At 74.7% G+C, this 19,293-nt stretch carries 7 protein-coding genes and 1 pseudogene; 2 read left to right on the top strand and 6 right to left on the bottom strand.

The window, feature by feature from the left end; all coding sequences use genetic code 11:
- Positions 1-155: 155 nt before the first annotated feature.
- Positions 156-1,724, top strand: a complete 1,569-nt coding sequence (locus PUR61_RS21720; RefSeq protein WP_329880899.1) for a CehA/McbA family metallohydrolase — start codon at positions 156-158, stop codon at positions 1,722-1,724.
- Positions 1,725-1,989: 265 nt separating this feature from the next.
- The gene (locus PUR61_RS21715) at positions 1,990-2,475 is read left to right on the top strand and encodes a hypothetical protein (protein WP_329880898.1); all 486 of its coding nucleotides are present in this window, start codon (positions 1,990-1,992) and stop codon (positions 2,473-2,475) included.
- 141 nt (positions 2,476-2,616) lie between these two features.
- On the opposite strand, the gene PUR61_RS21710 is transcribed toward PUR61_RS21715, so the two are convergent.
- The 6 genes and pseudogenes from PUR61_RS21710 to PUR61_RS21685 form a co-directional block, all read right to left on the bottom strand.
- Positions 2,617-4,179 carry a hypothetical protein gene (locus PUR61_RS21710; RefSeq protein ID WP_329880896.1) on the bottom strand — a complete coding sequence of 521 codons (1,563 nt, stop codon included), beginning with the start codon at positions 4,177-4,179 and terminating at the stop codon, positions 2,617-2,619.
- Positions 4,180-4,726: 547 nt separating this feature from the next.
- Positions 4,727-5,491 (bottom strand): sigma-70 family RNA polymerase sigma factor, encoded by a 765-nt coding sequence (locus PUR61_RS21705; protein ID WP_329880895.1) that lies wholly within the window; start codon positions 5,489-5,491, stop codon positions 4,727-4,729.
- Positions 5,492-5,689: 198 nt separating this feature from the next.
- Positions 5,690-7,108, bottom strand: coding sequence for a S8 family serine peptidase (locus tag PUR61_RS21700; protein WP_329880894.1), 1,419 nt, complete (start codon positions 7,106-7,108; stop codon positions 5,690-5,692).
- Positions 7,105-10,470 (bottom strand): right-handed parallel beta-helix repeat-containing protein, encoded by a 3,366-nt coding sequence (locus PUR61_RS21695; protein WP_329880893.1) that lies wholly within the window; start codon positions 10,468-10,470, stop codon positions 7,105-7,107. Before PUR61_RS21695 ends, PUR61_RS21700 begins: the two co-directional genes overlap by 4 nt.
- Positions 10,471-10,597: 127 nt before the next feature.
- Positions 10,598-12,121 carry a hypothetical protein gene (locus PUR61_RS21690; RefSeq protein ID WP_329880892.1) on the bottom strand — a complete coding sequence of 508 codons (1,524 nt, stop codon included), beginning with the start codon at positions 12,119-12,121 and terminating at the stop codon, positions 10,598-10,600.
- A gap of 80 nt (positions 12,122-12,201) precedes the next feature.
- Positions 12,202-19,293, bottom strand: a pseudogene (locus PUR61_RS21685) (hypothetical protein); the annotation flags it as partial.

The raw sequence follows: 19,293 nt of genomic DNA, 5'->3' as shown, positions 1-19,293 counted from the left end.
CGTCCCATGAAGAGACTGATCGTCAGTCCGCGCAACCCGGGCGACCTTCACGGGGCTGCCGCGTGAACGTGAGGTCCGGCTCACCCGTGGTTCACCGGGGCGGGCGGGAGCGCGGGTAGGAGGCGGAAAACGTCCCGGGCGAGTCGGAGGATCTGATGGCGGAGGATGTGCACGGCGAGAAGGGGTTACTGGGCCGGCGCGGGCTGCTCGCGGCCGGGGCGGCCGGCGCGGCCGGGGCACTCGGTGCGGCGGGTGCCGGCGCCGCCCGCGCGGAGGAGGGAACGCCCGGAGCGGCGGACCGGACGATCACGCTCACCGGACGGCTGCCGACCGGGGCCCCCGACTTCGTCTACCTGCCGTTCGACGTGCCGGCGGGGGTGCGGGAGGTCGCCGTCGCCTACCGGTACGACAAGCCGACCGTTCCAGCCGGCACTCCGGGGAACTCCTGCGACATCGGGCTCTTCGACGAGCGCGGCACGGACCTCGGCGGGCGCGGCTTCCGCGGCTGGTCGGGCGGGTTCCGGACGGAGTTCTCGGTGAGCCGCGAGCAGGCGACCCCCGGCTACCTGCCGGGACCGGTCCGGCCCGGGCGGTGGCACGTCGTGCTCGGCCCGTACCAGGTGGCACCCCAGGGACTGGAGTACCGGGTCGACGTGACCCTCCGCTCCGGGGCCCCGGGGGGCGTGTTCACCCCCTCGTACCCGCCGGAGCGGGCGCGGGGGCGCGGGCGGGCCTGGTACCGGGGCGACTGCCACCTGCACACCGTGCACTCCGACGGACGGCGGCTGCCCGCCGAGGTGGCGGCCGGTGCCCGGGCCGCCGGGCTGGACTTCCTCGTCTCCACCGACCACAACACCACCTCCGCCCACGGTGTCTGGGGTCCGCTCGCCGGGCCGGACCTGCTGATCATGCTCGGCGAGGAGGTCACCACCCGGAACGGCCACTGGCTGGCGCTGGGCCTGGAGCCGGGCCGGTTCGTCGACTGGCGGTACCGCTCCCGCGACGAGGTGTTCCCCCGCTTCGCCCGGCAGGTGCGGCGGCAGGGCGGCCTCGTGGTGCCGGCGCACCCGTTCTGCCCGTACGTCGCCTGCCAGTGGAAGTTCGGGTACGAGGACGCCGACGCCGTCGAGGTGTGGAACGGCCCGTGGACGTACGACGACGAGTCGGCGGTGGACGACTGGGACGCCCAGCTGGCGGTGGCGCTGCGGCAGGGCCGGTCCTGGCTTCCCGCGGTCGGCAACAGCGACGCGCACAGCGCGCCGCAGGTGATCGGCTCGCCGCACACGGTCGTCCTGGCCGAGGACCTGACCCGGGACGACGTCCTCGACGGGATCCGGTCCGGGCGCAGCTGGCTGGCCGAATCGGCAACCGTCCAGTTGGAGTTCACCGCCACCGGGAACGGCCGGCAGGCGGGCATCGGCGAGGAGCTGACCGTCCCGGCGGACGCGCCGGTGGACGTCCGGCTCGCGGTCGCGGGAGTGCCGAACGGCACGGTGCGGTTCCTGACCGACGAGGGCCAGCTGCACCAGGAGTCGTTGCCGGCCGACGGCGCGGGCACGGTGGTCTGGCGGACGACGGCCTCGCTGGCGGCGTTCGTCCGGGCGGAGGTCCGGCGCCCCAGGGCCGACGGGACCCCGGGGAAGGGCAATTCCATGGGGCCGGACCTGCCGTGGGGCCCGATGGCGGCGCTGACCAACCCGATCGTCCTTCAGGTGGCGGAGTAGCGCGAAGGGCCCCGGAGGCGAGGTCCGGAAGGGCAGGCGTGAGGAGCGCGGGGAGGACCGGCGGGAGGTATCGGGAGGGGGAGGACTCGGGGCCGCGCGGTGGACTAGGTTGATCTCCGACAGCAGTCACTCGTGGGGACGAGGCGGTCGGCTGTCCGCTTTGCCGGGTTCGGCCCGCCTGTGTTCCGCGTCGGGCCGGCCCGCGCGCTCCGGCCGTCCCGCCCCGGCTCCCCGTCCTTCCCCGCCCGTGAAGGGATCAGCAGCTGTGAACCGTACGACCGTAGGTGGGCCCGAGCTCGGAGGCGGACGGGGAGCGGGCAGCGTGGTCGTCCTCTCCGACCCGGCCGCCGGGGCCGGGATCGGTGCGGTCGCCCCGCTGGTCGCGGACGCGCTGTACCCGAGCGTCCACCTGCGCGCGGAGGACTTCCAGCGGGCGGTCCGGCAGGGGTACGTCGCGCCGCACCTGCCGGAGGCCCGGCGGCAGAACGTGACCGCACTCGCGGCGGCCGCGCAGGCCGCCTTCGCCTTCGCCTCGGGCGGCTACCAGGTGGTGGTGGAGGGCTCGGTCGCGCCGACGGCGCTGGACTCCTTCCGCCGGGAGAGCCGGGCGACGGGGGCGGCGCTGCACTACGTGGTGCTGAACGGGGGCGCGAGCGCGCACCGGAGCGAGGGTGGCAGGGGGACGGCGGAGGAGACGGCCGGAGCCGTGCTGGCCGGCCTGCGGCGGGGGGCCTACCTCCTCGGGTGGTGACCCCCCGGGTCCCCGGGGTCCCCGCGGGGCGGGTGACCGCCCTGCGCCGCCCGGCGTCGGTCGGCGACCAGAACGGCCGCCGGCCCCGTCCGGCGCTCCCGGGACGACGGGAGCGCCGGACGGGGCCGGTGCGGTGTGGCGTCAGGCGGCCGAGGGCGGGGTCGGGCCGCCGGCCGGAGTGCCCTCGGGGTCGCGGCGACGGGTTCCGACCAGACCGATGGCGCCGCCGAGGAACAGCAGCGCCCCGGAGGTGGTGAGCAGGGTGTCGGTGACGCCGCTCGCGCCGGTGGCGGCGAGCGAGCCGCCCGGGGCGGGGGCCGGAGCGGGTGCGGCCACGGCCACCGGGCCCGGGGTGTCGGCGCCGGCACCGGGCACCGGGGCGGCGCCGGTGGTGGCCGGCGGGACCGCCGGGGGGACGGCCGAGCCGGGTACCGGGGCCGCGGACGTCGGGCTCGCGGACGTCGGGCTCGCGCTCGGCGTGCCGGACGGGGACCCGCCGGACGTGGGCGTCGAGGTCGCCGTGGGGGTCGGCGTCGGCGTCACGGTGGTGGTCGGGGTCGGGGTCGGGCAGACCGACCGTCCGGCGGCCGGTGAATTCGACGGCGAACCCGACGCCGAGCCGGACGGGACGGCCAGCGGCGGGATCGACGGCAGGGGGATGCGGCAGGGGCCGCCCACGTCCCCGGGTACCGAGTCCGTGTGGTACCCGGCGACCACGCGCGTGAAGTCGTACGCCGCCTGCTTCACACCGCTGCAGGTCGGACCGGCGGGGGCGTCGGCCGGGCAGGGCCGGTCACGGTTGACCGCCCAGAGGCCGAGGCGGGCCAGGTGGTGGGTGGCGGCGAACTCCCGGACGGTGCGGAGGCCGGCCACCGTGAGCTGCTCCCCCTGCTGGTCGGTGCGGCCGTTCATCGCGACCAGGCCGACGTGTCGCCAGGCCTGGTCGTCCGCCCACCCGTACGCGGTGGCGACGGCGCGCTGGAGGCCGGTGACGGACTGCCGGACCACGGCGGGCAGGTCACTCTCCCGACCGGCGAAGTCGAACGGCAGCGCGGTCCAGCCGTCCACCACCAGACCGGACTTGGCGGCGAGCGCGATCAGGTCGGCGCCGTCCGCGTCGGGTCCCTTCTGCTCGGTCTGGAAGGTGACGTAGACGAGCAGGCCGGGGTTCTTCGCCTTGAGCGTCCGCAGCGCCTCGACGATCCGCCGCCGCACCGCCGGGTCGGTCAGCTCGGTGGACTCCACGTCGATGTCGACCGCCTTGAGCGCGTAGGCGTCGACCACCTTCTGGTAGGCGGCGGCGAGTTCGGCGGCGGTGCCGCAGCCTTCGCCCAGCTTCGCGCCGTCCCAGCCGCCGAACGCGGCGAGCACCTCGCCGCCGGCGGCGCGGATGCGCTTGATCGCGGCCTCGTCGGAGCCGCCGGTGAGCGGTCGGGAGCCGTCCCAGCGCGGCTCGCAGCCGGAACCTCCGGCGAGCACGTAGGAGAGGGCGAACTGGCGCAGACCGGTGGCCTTCATGACCGCGACCGGGTCCGGCGCGTCGCCCCAACCGAGGTAGGCGTGGGCGGCGTTGAGGCCGACCGGGTCGGTGGCGGTGGCCGCGGCGGGCGCGTCGCGCGGCGCGAGGATCAGCGCGCTGCCGGCGGCGAGGGCCGTCGCGGCTAACGTGATCCGCCGCCGGCGGCTGAGCCGGTGTCTGGCCATCGGGACTCTCCTGGGCTCGGACGGGCACGGACGGCCGGAGCTCTCCACCGCCGGGAACGGACCGGTCGGCGGGCCCGAGGACCGGCGGCCCGGTGTCCGCCCTCCCACAAGGGGGAACACCGGGCCGCCGCAGGGGCCCGACACCCGCCGGGGCGCGGGAGCCGGGAGTTCGGCCGCTCAGCAGTGACTACGGACGGTCCGTCACACCCGGTTCACCCGCCGGCGGACCGGTCGGGACGGGCGGGAGCAGACCTGACGGTCCCCCGGGCGGGGCAGCAGTCCCGCGCAAGGGACTGCTGCCCCGCCGGAGCGGTGGCTACCGGTGCCCGCACGGGGGGAACGAGCTCCGGTGGCGGTGCCGCCACTGTGATCAACGGGCGGCGGGGGCCGGACGGTTCACCGGCCTCCGCCCGACTTCTCCGCCGAACCGCACGGAGGGGCCGCACGGAGGAACCGCACGGGTCCGGAGAGGACCGCCAGAGAACCGGCCGACGCCCACAGGCCGGGGCCGGTCCCACCCGGCGGGACGGAGCAACGGCGCGACGGGTCAGCCGGCCGTCGCCATGCCGTGCGCCTCCAGGATCGGCCGCAGGGCGCGGACGGCGTAGAAGTTGCGGGACTTGACCGTCCCGACCGGCACCCCCAGCACCACCGCCGCCTCGGCCATCGAGCGGCCCCTCATGTGCAGCTCGACGAGCACGTCCCGGTGGTGGGGCTGGAGCTCGGCCATGGCGACCGCGATGTCCCGGGCGGCGAGCACCTCGTCGTACGGGTCGTGGGCGCCGGCGTGCTCCTCGGGCGCCTCGTCGGCGACCTCCTGGGCCCGGGCGGCCTGCATCCGGTAGTGGTCGATGGCGATCCGGCGGGCCACGGTGAACAGCCAGGGGCGGCTGTGCTCGGGGCCTCGGTGGATGGCGGCCGGGTTCTGCCAGGCGCGCAGCAGGGCCTCCTGCACGATGTCCTCGGCCTTGCCGCGGTCGCCGCTGGTGACGCGGAGCATCGCGCGCAGCAGGTAGCCGCCGTGCAGGCGGAAGAGCTCGGCCAGGGTGTCCTGGTCCAGGGTGGGCCGGGCGGCCTGCGGCACGGTCACCGGGGCGACGGCCTTCCCGGCCCCGGCCGCCGGTTCGGCCGCCGGCACGGTGGTCGCCTCCGCCGTCGGCCCGCCGTCCGTCGCCCCCTCGGGCGCGGGCAGGTCAGGGCTGCGCCGGGCGGGCTCCGACCCTCTCCGCTCGCCCCCCAGGGTGCTCTCCGGGCTCGGCGACCCGGAGTCCTGGATGGTCGTTCCGTCGTGGGCGGTAGCGTCGATGGCCACGGCTGTTGGGTCCCTTACCACATTCGTCGGTGCATCGGTCGATCACTCGACCGCTGACTCGGTGCGCCGGGTGTACCGCTCCCTTCGGACCGCTCCCCCCGGCGGTGCCACGCTCGCAGCCGTCGCCAACGACGGGCCAACGTCACGCCAATGCCACCGGCACCGGGCCGTTGGCCCGGCGTTGGCGGCCGTCGGCGATCACCCCGCGCGCCAGCCCCGTCGGCGCCCCGCACGCACCGCGGCGGCGGCCAGGCCGACCAGCGCGGCCCCGCCGAGGATCGCGCCGGCCAGCGCCGAAGCCCGCCGGACGGCCGAGCGGTCGGCGGGCGGAGGGACGACGACCGGGTCCGTCGGTGAGAGCGGAGCGTGTGCGGCGGGCGGGGCGGTGACGGCCGTCACCGGGTCCACCACCCCCCAGCCGACGACCGGATCGGGCACCGCGGAGCCGGGCCGGTAGGCGGTCTCCCGCAGCCGGTCGGCGAGCTGCTCGACAGTCAGCTCGGGCGACCGGCCGAGCACCAGCGCCGCCGCCCCGGCGACCAGGGCCGCGGCGTAACTCGGACCCGAGGCGGTGAAGTGGCCCCCGCCCGGGCCGACGGCCTGCACGGCCTCGCCCGGCGCCGCCAGGTCCACCCGCGAAGCCCGCCCGGCGGGAGCTCCGGCGGCCCCGGACGCGGCGGCACCGCCACCGGAGGCCCCTCCGCCCGCGGCCCCGACGGGCACGGATCCGTCAGGGGCGAGGCCCGCCACCGCGAGCACGCCGGGGTAGCCGGCCGGGTACACCGGCGCGGCGGCCGTCTGCCCGTCCGGCCCGGCGGGCGCGACCAGCAGCACGCCCTTGGCGGCGGCGTAACCGACCGCCTCGGCCAGCGCCGGCGCGGGTTCCGCCACCGGCGCCGCGACGACGGCGATCCGGGCGCCGCCGTCGACCGCCGCGCGGATGCCCTTGGCGAGCAGGTCGGAGGTGGTGCTGCCGGCGTCGTCGGTGGCGGCCACGGCCAGCACGGTCGCCCCGGGGGCGAGTCCGGACGGTCCGCCGTCGGGCATCCGGCGGCCGGCGACCAGGCCCGCGAGGAACGTGCCGTGGCCGACACAGTCCTGGCCCGAGTCGCCCGACCCGTACTGCCGGGGGCCGAGCTTCAGACGCCCGGCCAGTGCACCGGACGCCGACCCCGCCGAGGCGTCCACCCCCGAGCCGATCACGGCCACCGTCACGCCGGCGCCCCGGCTGAGCGGCCACACGGCGTCGGACCGCAGGTACGCCTGGGCCCACCCGGGCCGGTCCAGGGTCCGGGTGGAGGGCTTGCGGCAGCCGTTCTGCTTGACGTCGGGCAGCGTCTGCGCCACCCCGGGCAGCTCCGCCGCGCCCGGCGACACCCCGGGGGCCGCGGGCACCGACGCCGCGCCCGGTGCGACGGGCACGCCGGGTGCGGCGGGGACCGCGGGGGCGGCGGGCACGGCGGCCGTCGGCCCCGCCCCGGGCGCCGCCGGCAGGACGGCCGGCACGGCAGCCACCGCCGCAGGCCCGGCCGCCACCGACGGGGCGACCGCGGCGAGCAGGGTGAGACCACACACCGCGACGGTCGCCCGCCCGGCCCGGCTGGCCCGTCCGCTCACACCGTGCTGCCGAGGCGGTCCGCCGCGATGTCCCCGGGCAGCAGCAGGCTGAGCTCGGAGAGGTCGGCGACGTCCAGTCGGCTGAGCCGGCCCGCCTGGCGGGTGATCATGCCCTCCAGGGTCTGCCGGGCGAAGCGACCGTTTCCGAAGGTCCGGTCGCGCGGCACCGAGGCGAACAGTCGCCCGAGCGCCTCCAGCGTCTCCGGCGCGCAGCTGTACCCGGCCGACTCGGCATGGTTCGTCACGATGGTGACCAGCTCGTCGTCCGTGTAGTGGCCGAAGTCGATCTGGCGCGAGAACCGGGACGCCAGGCCGGGGTTGGAGGAGAGGAAGTGCCGCATCTCGTCGTCGTAGCCGGCCACGATCACCACCACCTCGTCCCGGTGGTCCTCCATGAGCTTCATCAGGGTGTCCACCGCCTCCTGGCCGAAGTCGCCGCCGCCCCCGTGCCGGGGCGTCAGGGTGTACGCCTCGTCGACGAAGAGGACTCCGCCGCGCGCCCGCTCGAAGGCCTCCTTGGTGAGCTGCGCGGTGTGGCCGACGTAGCGGCCGACCAGGTCGGCGCGTGCGGTCTCGATCAGCTGCCCCTTGGGCAGCACGCCGAGTTCGGCCAGCAGCCGCCCGTAGAGGCGGGCGACGGTGGTCTTGCCGGTACCGGGCGGCCCGGCGAAGACCAGGTGGTGGCTGATGGTCGCGGTCGGCAGCCCGGCCTCCTCCCGGCGGCGGGCCTGGCGGAGCAGGTTGACCAGGTCCTCGACCTGCTCCTTGGCCGCCGGCAGGCCGACCAGGGCGGCCAGTTCGGCGAGCGGCTCGGTGCCGTCGGCCGCCGACACGGGGGCCGCGAGCTCGACGCCGACGTCCTCGGGGACGAGCAGCGCGAGGTCCTGGTCGCTGATCTCGGGCTGGGCGGCGAGACGGGTGGCCTGCCGGTCGACCATCTCCTCGAAGACCTTGCGGGCCGCTCGACCGTTACCGAAGTCCGCGCCGCGCGGCATCTGCTCGAAGAGGAGCGCCAGGGCCTCGACGCTGCCGTCGGCGAGCTCGTAGCCGTGGGCCCCGGCGGCCTTCTCCACGATGGTGACCAGCTCGTCCACCGCGTAGTTGGCGAACTCGACGGTCCGGCTGAACCGGGAGGCGAGGCCGGGGTTGCTGGCCATGAAGTCGGTCATCTCGGCGGAGTAGCCGGCCACGATGACCACGATGTCGTCGCGGTGGTCCTCCATCAGCTTGACCAGGGCGTCGATCGCCTCCCGGCCGAAGTCCGGCCCGCTGCCGCCGGAGCCCGCCGAGAGCGTGTACGCCTCGTCGATGAAGAGCACCCCGCCGAGCGCCGACTGGAACACCTCGGTGGTCTTGAGCGCGGTGCCGCCGATGATCGACGCGACCAGGTCGGCCCGGGCCACCTCGGTCAGGTGCCCGCTGCGCAGCACGCCCAGCTCGGCGAGGATGGCGCCGTAGAGCCGGGCGACGGTCGTCTTGCCGGTGCCGGGCGGGCCCGCGAAGACCAGGTGGCGGCTCATCGGGAGGCTCGGCATGCCGGCCAGCTCCCGGCGCCGGGCCAGCTTGTTGAGGTTGACCAGGGTGGCCACCTGCTCCTTGACGCCCGCCAGGCCGACCAGGGACTCCAGCACCTCCAGTGGACCGGGCGCGACGACCGGACCCGCCTCACCGGCGGGCCGGCCCCCCGGATCGGCCGCGGACGGCCCGCCGGGGTCGGCGGTCTCCGCGCCGGTGGCGGGCCGGGCGGTCGCCGCGGTCGCGGTGCCGTGCGCGTCGGGCAGGCCGTTCTCCTCGCTGGCCAGCTGTTCGACGGCGAGCCGCTCGCTCGGCGCAGTCTGCCGCAGGCCGGAGCCCCGGTTGCGGGCCAGCGTGCAGCCGGTCAGCCGGACCGCCTCGGCGGAGTCGAGGCGCACTCCGTCGCCGATGTTCTCCACCGCGTCGACCTGGGTCAGCACGGCCCGCGCCCCGGCCCCGATCCGCACGCCGTGCCGGCGGTTGCCGTGGGTGCGGACCCGGGTGCAGGTCAGCTCGCCACCGTCCTCGACCGCGAGGCCGTCGTCCCCGGAAGCGGAGGTCTCGCAGTCCCGCAGTGCGGCCCGGCCGACCTTGCCGACCAGGACGCCCGCCCCCTTGGCCCCGCGCACCACCGCGTTGCCGACGAAGGTGTCGGCGCCGTCGGCGATCCGCAGCCCGGACCGGCCTGCGTCCACCACCTCGACGCCCTCCAGCCGGCCCCGGCCGTCCCGGATCACCTCGACGCCGTCGGCGCCCGCGCCGGTGACGGTCAGGTGGCGCAGCCTGGGGTTGGCGCCGTCGGTGATCGACACACCGGCGCCGGTGGCGTCCCGGACCTCCAGCCGGTCGATGTCGGCGGTGCTGCCCCCGGTCAGTTCGACGCCCACCGCGCCGCAGTCCTTGACGACGGTGCGGGTCAGGACCGGGCCGGCGGACTCGCCCACCCAGATGCCGGTGCCCTCGGCGCCGTCCACCTCGCAGTCCTCGAAGACGCCGCGCGAACGGGCGGTCACGTGGATGCCGTGGCCCGCCGTACGGGTGGCCCGGCAGCGGCGCAGCTCGGGATCGGTACCGCCGGCGAGCGCGATGCCGTGGCCGGAGGTGCCGGTGACCGTGCAGTCCTCCAGCAGGACGCGCGCCTCGGAGCTGATGTACACGCCGATGGTGGTGTCGTGGACGGTGGTGCGCAGCAGTCGCGTGGTGGAGCGCTCCTCCAGCGCGACGGCGGGCTTGTCGGTGACGGAGATCTCGCAGTCCTCCAGGGTGCCGCGGGCCTCGCCGTTCGCGCAGACGCCGTTACCGCGCGCGTCACGCAGGACGCAGTTGCGCAGCAGCGGGTTGGCCCGTTCGCCGATCACCACGGCCGACGTCCCGAGGTGCTCGATGACGCAGTCCTCGATCACGCTGGTGCCGGTGGACGTCTCGACGATGCCGGCGCCGGCCGGGTTGGTGACCCGGCAGTCGCGCATCGCGAGCGAGCCCTGCTGGCGGGTGAGCACCGCGGTCCAGGAGCTGCCCACCACCTCGCAGTCGGACAGCGCCGCCTGCCCGCGCGGCACGTCGACCGCGGGCAGCTCCTCGTCCTGCCCCTGCACGATCAGGCCGGTGAGCTGGACGGCCTCGGCCACCACCTGGACGACGCACCCTCGCCGGGCGGTGATCCGGACGCTGCCGCGCGGCTCCTCGGCGGTGATGGTGACCATCTTGGTGATGACGAGGTTCTCCTCGTAGCGGCCGGGGCGCACGGAGATCACCGCCCCGTTGCGGGCCGCCGCGAGCGCGTCGCCGATCGTGCGGTACGGGCCGCCGCGCTGCTCCGGGCACACCGTCAGCACATGGCGCGACATGGCCTTCATCTCCTGGGGTTCTTCGCCGTATAGCGGTCGTCGTGGTGCGGTGGTGGTGCTGCGGTCGTCGTGGTGCGGTGGGTCGTGCTGCGGTGGGCAGGCGGGCGCGGTGCCCGGGGTGGCGGTGTCAGGCGGCCGTGCAGTCGGCACTCACGGCGGACGCGGCGATGTGCGCCTTGTCGTTCCAGTCGATGCCGCGCGAGTGCAGCTTCACGGCGATCTTCCCGCCGCTCACCGCGAACGTCCCCCCGGTGACCCAACTGCCCCGGTTGGTCCTCTGGTTGACCGGGAAGTCGCCGATCGTGCCGCCCGAGGCGTTCTGGACGGTGTAGTACGCCGGCGCGGCGCCGACCGCCTTGACGTCCGAGTTGTTCGGCACGTAGACGGCGATCTTGCAACTGCCATTGGTCACCGGCGCCGTGGAGAACGTCCAGAGCACCCAGTTGTCGGTGTCGTCCTTGGCCTCCGCGCCGGACATCGGCATCGACACGTACTTGCCGTTGCAGCCCGAACCGGTGTACCCGCCGGCCGAGTTGTTCAGCCAGCCCTTGGTGTCCTGCTCGTACCAGCCGTGCTGGGCGTAGGTGGCGGAGGAGGTGGAGCACCCGGTGCCGCCCACGGCCTTGTAGGTCGCCTTCGCCGCGGCGGGCGGCTGGGCCGGGACCGGGGGCACGGGCTGCTGGGTGGCGGGCGGCGGCGCGGGCTGCTGGGCCACGGGCGGCTGCCCGGCGGCCGGCGGCGCGGGCTGCTGCGCGGCGGGCGGCAGCCCGGCGGGCGGCGGCGCGGGCTGCTGCGCCGCGGGCGGCCGGCCCTGGGCGGGCTGCGAGCCCGAACCGCCACCGCTCCCCTGCTGCTGCGTCCCACCGCCCACCGGCGCCTTGGCCACCGGGGCGGAGCCGTTGGAGGGCCGGGTGTTCTGCGGGTTCGGGGCCGCGCCGGGGACGGCGGCGGTCACCGGCTGGCCGGCCGGCACGCCGTCGATGACGGGCGTCTCGGGGGTGCCCGGGGTCGGTCCCTGGACGGGCGCCGGCTCGGTGGGCGCCGCAGTCGGGTCGCCGGTGACGGGCGGGTCGACGGGTGCGGGCGGCACCGGGGCGTCGTCGATCTGCGGACCGTCGACGAGCTGGAGGTCGGGCTGGTTCACCCCGAGGTCGTCGCCCCGCCCGCCGTGGCCGTCCCGGCGGTCGGCGCCGTCGGTGATCAGGAACGGCAGGCCCATCAGCACGACCCCCGCCGTGGCGGCGGCGACCAGTGCGGGCCGCTTGAACCTGGCGCGCCGCCCGGGAAGAGCGCCGTCGGGCGCGCCGCCCTCCGGCTCGGGAGCGACGGGCTCCAGCGCTCCCGGCTCCTCCGGGAAGCTGCCGGAGGAGCCGGGGTCCGGAGCGGGCACGGCCGCCGGCGTCGGCGACGCCTCCGGCGTGGGCGGCCCGTACTGCGGCACCGCGGGAGGCGCCGCTGCCGCCACGGCGGCAGCCCCGGCGGCAGCGGACGCGGCGCCCGCGCCCGCTCCGGAGGAGGGCGAGGGACCGGAGGAGGGCACCGGACCCGCCGACGGGGCCGTGACTGCCCCGTCGCCCTCCTCCTCCATCTCCCAGGCCACCGACGGCAGCTGTATGCCCGTCGTTCCGTTCCCGCCCGTGCTCGTCCCCACCGCAGCTCCTCGGCTCCGCATGCAGTCCCTGTCGGTGGGACCACCCGGCCGACAGGACCTCGGGTGCTCCCACTCCCTCTCTACGGCCGGGCACCGCCGGGCGGTTCACCCGCCGCCCCGCCGTTGTTGTACATCTGTGTCAGGGCGGTGAAGATGCTGTCCTCCAGGGTCTCCTGGGGAGCGGGTTCCTCGATCCGCGGCGGCCCGCCGGCCTCGTGCGGCGGCAACGGCGGCAACGGCGGCAACGGCGGCAACGGCGGCAACGGCGGCAACGGCGGCAACGGCAGCGACTCGACCACCGGGGGCGTCTCGTTGCCCAGCGGCACGTTCGAGCCCTGCTGGTAGAACCGGGGCGGCTGGACCTCCACCCACGAGTCCTCCGACTGCTCGCTCCGGGAATCCAGCAGGTCCGAATCGACCGACGCGTTGTCCGAGTCGTCCCCCAACCGCGCACCCTCGTGCTGGTAGAAGTCCTCCTCGCCCTCGTACAACCGTGCCGTCCGCCACGAGGCGCCCGACGCGTCGCGCTCGTGCGGCAGGTCCGGCAGGTCCGAATCGACCGACGCGTTGTCCGAGTCGTCCCCCAACCGCGCACCCTCGTGCTGGTAGAAGGTCGCGGCGTCGACCGGCCAGAGCGGGGCCGTCACCATCGAATCGCCCGACTCCGTGCGCTCGTGCTGTAGCCCCTCCGACCGCTCGATCGGCGACGACGAACCCGACGTCAGCGAGTCGTCCGACTCGTCGTGCCGCGTACTCGCCGTCGGCACGGTCGGGCGCCGACGCGGGTCGTCCGGGGACGGCACCGGCTGCGGCACGAACGCACCGGCGTCCAGCAGCGGAACCTCCCGGTTCTCCGGCGACCGCTCCTCCTGAGACCGGTTCTCCTGCGGCCGGTTCTCCTGCGAGCGGCTCTCCTGCGAGCGGCTCTCCGACAGGCCCGGCACGATCAGGCCGGCGTCCTGCTCCTCGTCCAGCGTGTCGCGCAGCGCGGACGGCTTCGGCGCCTGCTCCTCGTCCGACTCGTCGTCCCGCCGTCGCGTCAGCGGTACGTTCGAGCCCTGGCCCGGACCCGACCCGTTCCACGACAGCGGACCGCCCGGGACCTCCCGCACGTCCTCCGTCTGCTCGTCCGCCCGGTTGCCGGCCTGATCGTCCGCCCGGTTGTCGGCCTGATCGTCGGCCTGGTTGTCCGCGTGGCCATCGGCCTGATCGTCCGCCTGATCGTCCGCGTGGTCGTCCGCCCCGTCCTCCGGCGAAGGACGCCGCACCTGCGGAACGTTCGGCAAGGATCCGCCCGGCAGGGCGCCCGATGCCTCCTCCGACTGCCGGATCACCCCGTCGTCCGCACGCCGCACCGACGGGCCGTCCTCCGCGTCCGGCGTCTCCGGTCCGATCCGGAAGGAGCGGACGGCGCCTGCGGGTTCGCCCGGGGCTGCCGCTCGCCGCACCGGAGACTCCACAGTCCGGATGACCACGTCCACCTCGTACGTCAGTCCCCGGGCCAGCGTGCGCAGCCGCCGCTCCAGCGCGTCGGCCTCCCGCTGGGCCCGATTGACCGGTCCGTCCAGGGTGACCTCGACCACCGGCGGCCTGGTGTCCCCCTCCGCCCTCGGAGCGTTCCCCCGGAGGGCGGCCTCCTGGAGGACGGTCGCCCGGAACCGGTCGAGCAGTCGGGACATGGACCTCGTGTCGGCGGCGTCGGCGGTCCACCGGACGTCCGGGACGGTCGGCTCGCGCAGGCTCAGGTCCGGCTGCCGCTGCTCCTGCCGCTGCCCGCCCTGCTGCGATTGCTGCGGCTGTTCCTGCCCCGCCCCCAGGACCTCCCAGTGGCCGTTCGCGGCTCCCGCCGCCAGATCGGGGTCCGCGCCGACGTGCTCGACGAGGTCCTGGAGGCGGCGTCGATCCTGGACCGGCACCGGCCGGCCCGCCATCGCGTCGCGCAGGCGGTCGAAGGGAGCCCCGGCCTCCTCGTTCGCGGCGAGGTCGAGCAGCCGGTCGAGGCCGCGCAACCACCGCTCGCCCCTGGGGCCCTCGACGGTGAGCGACTCGGGGAGCAGCCTCCGGGCGATGTGGCCGACGCGCAGGATCCGCTCGTGGTCGGAGGGCGCGCCGACGTCGAGCCCCAGCGCACCCGCCACCGACTTCAGCGCGTCCGGCGGCGCGCCGTGCAGGCGGAGTTCGCCGCTCTGCGCCTCTTCGTGGAAGCGCAGGAAGCCGTTGTGCGGTACCGGCGTCGGCGTGGTGTCACCGGCGGGGATGTCGATCTCGATCGCCATGAGCTCCATGCGGGGCATGGTCAGCTCGCCCTTGTGGTAGATCACCTCCACCTCGGCGAAGCCCCGGTACCGCGCGGTCGGGGTGGAGATCTTGGCGTTGTTGACGATCTGGCCGCCCTCGACCGTCTCGACGTCGGTCCGGCGCTCGTAGGCGGTGTCGACGTAGATGCCGCCACGGAGGCTGGCGTGGCCCATCCCGAAGGTATCGGGGGTGACGACGCCCCCCGTGATGCGGTTGGCCACGCGGAACGCGCGCTGGGCCCGGACGCCGTCGGTGACCGACGACGTGTTGGTCGGGTTGGAGTCGGTCCTGGTGTCGGTCTTGACGAACTCCAGCTCCTTGATCTTCATCCGCACCTCCACCTGGACGTCGCCGGCCAGATCGGTCCGTCCCAGGAGGAGGGTGGAGTTGCCCGGGCCGTCCGTGAGGGTCGGTCGGACGGAGCCCGGGGGCGTGGGAGCGCCTTCCGGTGCGGGGTCCGAGGCGTCGTTCCGGGTGTCCCCCGCCGAGGCGTCCGGGGTGTGCGGGGTGACGAGGCGGCTGGCCAGCGCCACCGGGTCGATCATCCGCTCCACCATGCCCCGGACGCGGTCCCAGTTGTCCGATCCCAGGAACTCCTCGGCGCCGTCCGTCAGCTGCTTCCGCGCGTCCGGGGACATGCCGGCGTCGCGCACCACATCGGTGTCGACCAGCCCGTGCGTCCACACCCGGGGGGGAGGGATCTGGGCGGGCGGGGCCGGGGTGGCCTCGGCGACCGGCCGGTCGTCGTTCAGTCCTCTGCGCAGGTCCGCGCCGCGCGGCGCGGTCGCGGCCACGAAGACCTTGGTCGGTTCGTTCGGCGGGTTGCCCGGCACGGTCTCCCGGGTCTCCGCGATGTCGATGACCACGTCCATGCCGACCTCGCGCCGGAAGTAGGCCCGCTTGGTGACCATGACGAACCGGCCCTCGGTGCTGACCAGGTCCTTCCACTCGACCGAGAAGTGCAGGTTGGCCTCGCCGGTGAAGACGTTGCCCACGGGCTTCACCTTGGTGGTGTTGCCCGAGCCGGTGCGGTTCGACCACGTCTCGCGCGTGCTGTTGCTGGAGGACGCGGCCAGCGTGTCGCCCGCGTAGAACAGGCCGGTCGAGACGGCCACCCCGGCCCGCAGCTGGTGGCTGGAGCCGCTGCCGCCGCCGGTCGCCCCGTCGGCCGCCGAGTGGGTGTGCTCGACGTTCGTCCCGGTGTTGAACTCGGTGGTCGTGGTGTTCCCCTCGTGGGCCAGCCGCTTGACGGACGCGCCGATCCTGACGGTCACACCGCCGTCGGAGACCACCAGTTCCCGGCCCGACATCATGGTCTTGAGCTGGTCGTGCAGGTTGTTCGGGCTGAGCGCGTCGTACAGCTTGTGGCGGAGGCCGGACCTGCCGAGCCCGTGCAGCCATTCCTGTACGTTGCGCCCGCCGAACTCCCCCGGGTCGTTGCTCCCCCGCAGGACGGCCTTGCCGAAGTCGGTCGGCGTCACCGTGGCCGCCGGGCCGCTGGGCCTGAACACGTTGGTGACGACGTCGGAGGAGCCGAGCACGTGGTCCTGCCAGATGCGGTCCGGAACCGCGCGCACATCGGCCGGTGCCAACACGCCGTACTGCGGGGTGACGACCTCCGCCGGCATCGTGATCGGGTCGAGCTTCGTCGTGCTGGGGACCAGCCCGCCCGTCCAGCCGCGGATCTCCACCTGGTACTGGACGTCGACGTCGGACACGACGGCGGTCGAGACGTTCTTCGCCCGGTTGACGGCGGTGCCGGAGCTCTGCAGGTTGCCACCGGTCGACGACTCGTGACGGTAGGAGTAGTCGCCCGTCACCGTCAGCCCGGGCCCGCCGCCCTGCTCCTTCTGCGCCCTGCCGGTCAGCCCGAGGACCCCCGTCACCCGGTCCCGGATGTCCCGCATGACGCCGTGCCCCGTCCGGTTCTGGGTCCCGACCTCGAACTCGGCGTCGTTCACGGTGTACTTCGTGACGGGCGCCGCCCTCAATACGGCCCGGACGACCACTTCGGCCGACCAGCCCGGGCCGGCGACCGGCACCTTGAGCACCCCGCCCCGGGTGAGCTCGGACAGCTTGGCCTGCATCGCGACCGCGCCGAGATCCGACCGGAGGGTGCGCTCCAGGGAGTCGGAGACGCCCCCGCGCCACTGGAAGCGGTCCTTCAGCGCGTTCCGGACGTCCTGGAACAACCGGTCACCGCCCGGTGTCCCCGGCTCGTTCCTGAACGACACCACGGAGGCGGCACTGAGTTCGTTGCGCGGCAGCGGGCCCGGCCCGCCCGTTGCCGGCGCGTCGGTGCGGGACTTCACGCTGAACTCGGTGTCGATCCCCGCGGAGACTTCGCGGGTTCCGAACCCGCCGCCTTCCAGGACCACCGTCAGGTTCATCCTCCCGCCGTGGATCTCCTGCGCCTCCCGGATCTTGCTGTTCGAGTAGAGCTTGTCGTTGACGTCGTCCCGGACACCGCCGCGGACCCTGATCTCCTGGCTGAGCTGTACCTGGCCGGAGGGCATCTCGCTGACCGGGGCGTATCCGACGGCCCCCTGCTTGAGATCGAACTTACTGGTGTACCGCTGCTCGGTCCTGAAGCTGCTGGACTCGTTCTGCCGGCTGAGGTCGGCCTTCTCGCTCGTCCGGAGGAGCTGGGTGTGGGTCAGCGTGGCCTTGACGGTCACCTTGAGACCGCGCTGCGCCAGTGCGGCGACCGCGCCGGCCACCTTGTCCCGGTCGAAGGCGGTCAGCTCGAACTCGTCCCCGCGGCTCATCGCACCGAGCTTGGAGGCCAGCGAGGGCTGGGTGACGATCTGCATCACCTCGGTACGGATCTGCGGCCAGAGGCTCCCGTACTGCTCCCGGCCGACCCTCTCCAGATCGCTCCGCACCTCGGCGAGCGAACCGATGTCGCGGATGACGGCGGACTCCGGGAGGAGGTACTCGGCCTCCAGGACGGGCCCCTTCTGCTGGTTGGCGAGGAGGTCCGACTGAGGCATCAGCGACCGGAACCCGACCGGCACCTCGATGGTGTCGCCCAGCTTCTCGTCGCCCTTGTGGATCGTCACCTCCAGGTAGCCGTCCCCGTCGAGGACCGCGCCGTTCTCCTTGGTCTTGGTCGTGACCGCGGTCTCCAGCGTCCGGCCCGAGACGATGATCCTGTCCTTGCCCCATCGCTTCCCGTAGCTGGCGCCGACGTTCAGAACGTCGGTGCCGAACCGGCCGCCGCCCTGGAGCTGCAGGAACCCGGTCACCACCTTCCGCCGGAGCTTGGTCATGGCCGCGCCGGCGCCGGTGTTGAACTCGGTGTCCTTGGTGGTCGCCACCAGGCGCATCCCGCGGCTGGCGGCCTTCACCTCGGCCCACACGTCGGTGCCGGGCACCCGGACGATCACCGACTCGCCGTTCGTCAGGCCCTTGAAGTCCTGCTGGAGACGCCGGAAGCCGAACTCGGCCACGAGCCGCTCGGACAGCACGCTCCCGTGGTACGTGAGCGCTTCCTCGGCCCGGGCGAGCCTCGCGCCGGTCTCCGTCTCGCGGCGGGTGCGGTCGGCGCGGGCGGCGTCGTCGAGAGCGGTGTCCCGGTCGGCGGCGTCCTGGTCGGCGGTGCGCTCGCGGACGGTCTGCTCGTGGGTCGCCTTCTCGCGGACGATGCTCTCGCGAAGGGCCTCGACCACACCCACCATGGCCTGTCGGCGCGTCGGCAGGGTGTCCTGCGGCCTGCTCCGGTCCGTCATCTGCACGGAGCCGCCCGCGTCCTCCCGCACCGTGGTGCGGACGTGGGGCGCGCCGGTCACGTGGACGTCCAGCAGGACGTTGGAGGAATGCAGCCGCTGCTGCCGGAGATGGTCCTGGTCGAGGTCGCCCAGCAGGTTCTTGTTGATGTCGGCCTCGGTGGACGGCCGGGTCTCGCGCTCCGGGATGCCCACTTCGAGCGGCGTCGTCAGGAGGTTCCGGTTCCTCGGATCCAGTCGGGCCGGAGCGATGTCGGTCTCCCGCTTGCCCCTCGGCTGGTACCCCACCTCGACCAGCAGGTTCCCGCGGAAGACCTCGGTGACCTCCGTGGTCTTGGCCCGCGAGAAGAACTTCGAGCTGGTCGTGAGCTCGTCGGAACGCGTCTTGTCGCGGTTCACGCCGAAGGCGTCCAGAGCCACCCGCATGATCTTGAAGAAGTCGCCCCGCCCCTGGAGCCCGAGGCCGCCCGACGTGTTCGCGCCCTTGGTCTCGCCGAGCGTCACCACGCGGTCGCCGCCGCCCTCGTACTCGAACTTCTCCTTCCGGGTGTGGCGCACCAGGTCCGCCACCTCGCCACGGATGGTGACGGTGCCCTGGCGGGCGTCGGTCCCGACCGGGATGTGCAGGACGTCCCCCCTGGACAGGGCCGACACCAGGGCACGCAGGCTCGTGCCGCTGGCGACGCTCTCGGCGAGCGCCCGGGCGAAGGACTCCCGGTTCGGCGTGTCGGCGGGGAGGGCCTCGGCGATCTTCGTACCGAGCTCCCTGACCAGCACGGTGTCCGGCTTGCCGAGGCTGGTCACCATGTGCGAGCCGGCGAGCACCCCGCGGTCGAGGACGAGCTTCGGCACCTGCGGGCCCTGGTCGACGTTGTCGCGGGTCTCCGACGCGACGATCGTGAGACCGTCGTTCAGCGGCGGATGCGGGACGGAGGGCACGTCCCCGACGTCGTCCGCCCGGCGCTTCCCCGCGCGCCTCTCCTCGGCCAGCCGCTCCTCCTCCGCCCGCTGCTCGGGCGTCTTCCGCTCGTCCTCCGAATCCTCGGAGTCCTCGTCCCGAACCTCCCGGGTCTCCTCCGTCTCCCGGGGCTCCTCCGTCTGGCGCGGCTCCTCGGTCTGGCGCGGCTCCTCGCTCTCGTCGGCCCG

Source organism: Streptomyces sp. BE20, from assembly GCF_036322525.1.
GTDB lineage: Bacteria > Actinomycetota > Actinomycetes > Streptomycetales > Streptomycetaceae > Kitasatospora.
The sequence above is the reverse complement of the archived record's forward strand: the minus strand, read 5'-3'. Positions and strand labels throughout refer to the sequence as shown.

Excerpts from the sequence above, each read along its gene's own strand:
- PUR61_RS21720 (WP_329880899.1), top strand. The coding sequence starts at position 156 with ATGGCGGAGGATGTGCACGGCGAGAAGGGGTTACTGGGCCGGCGCGGG.
- PUR61_RS21710 (WP_329880896.1), bottom strand. The coding sequence starts at position 4,179 with ATGGCCAGACACCGGCTCAGCCGCCGGCGGCGGATCACGTTAGCCGCG.
- PUR61_RS21695 (WP_329880893.1), bottom strand. The coding sequence starts at position 10,470 with ATGTCGCGCCATGTGCTGACGGTGTGCCCGGAGCAGCGCGGCGGCCCG.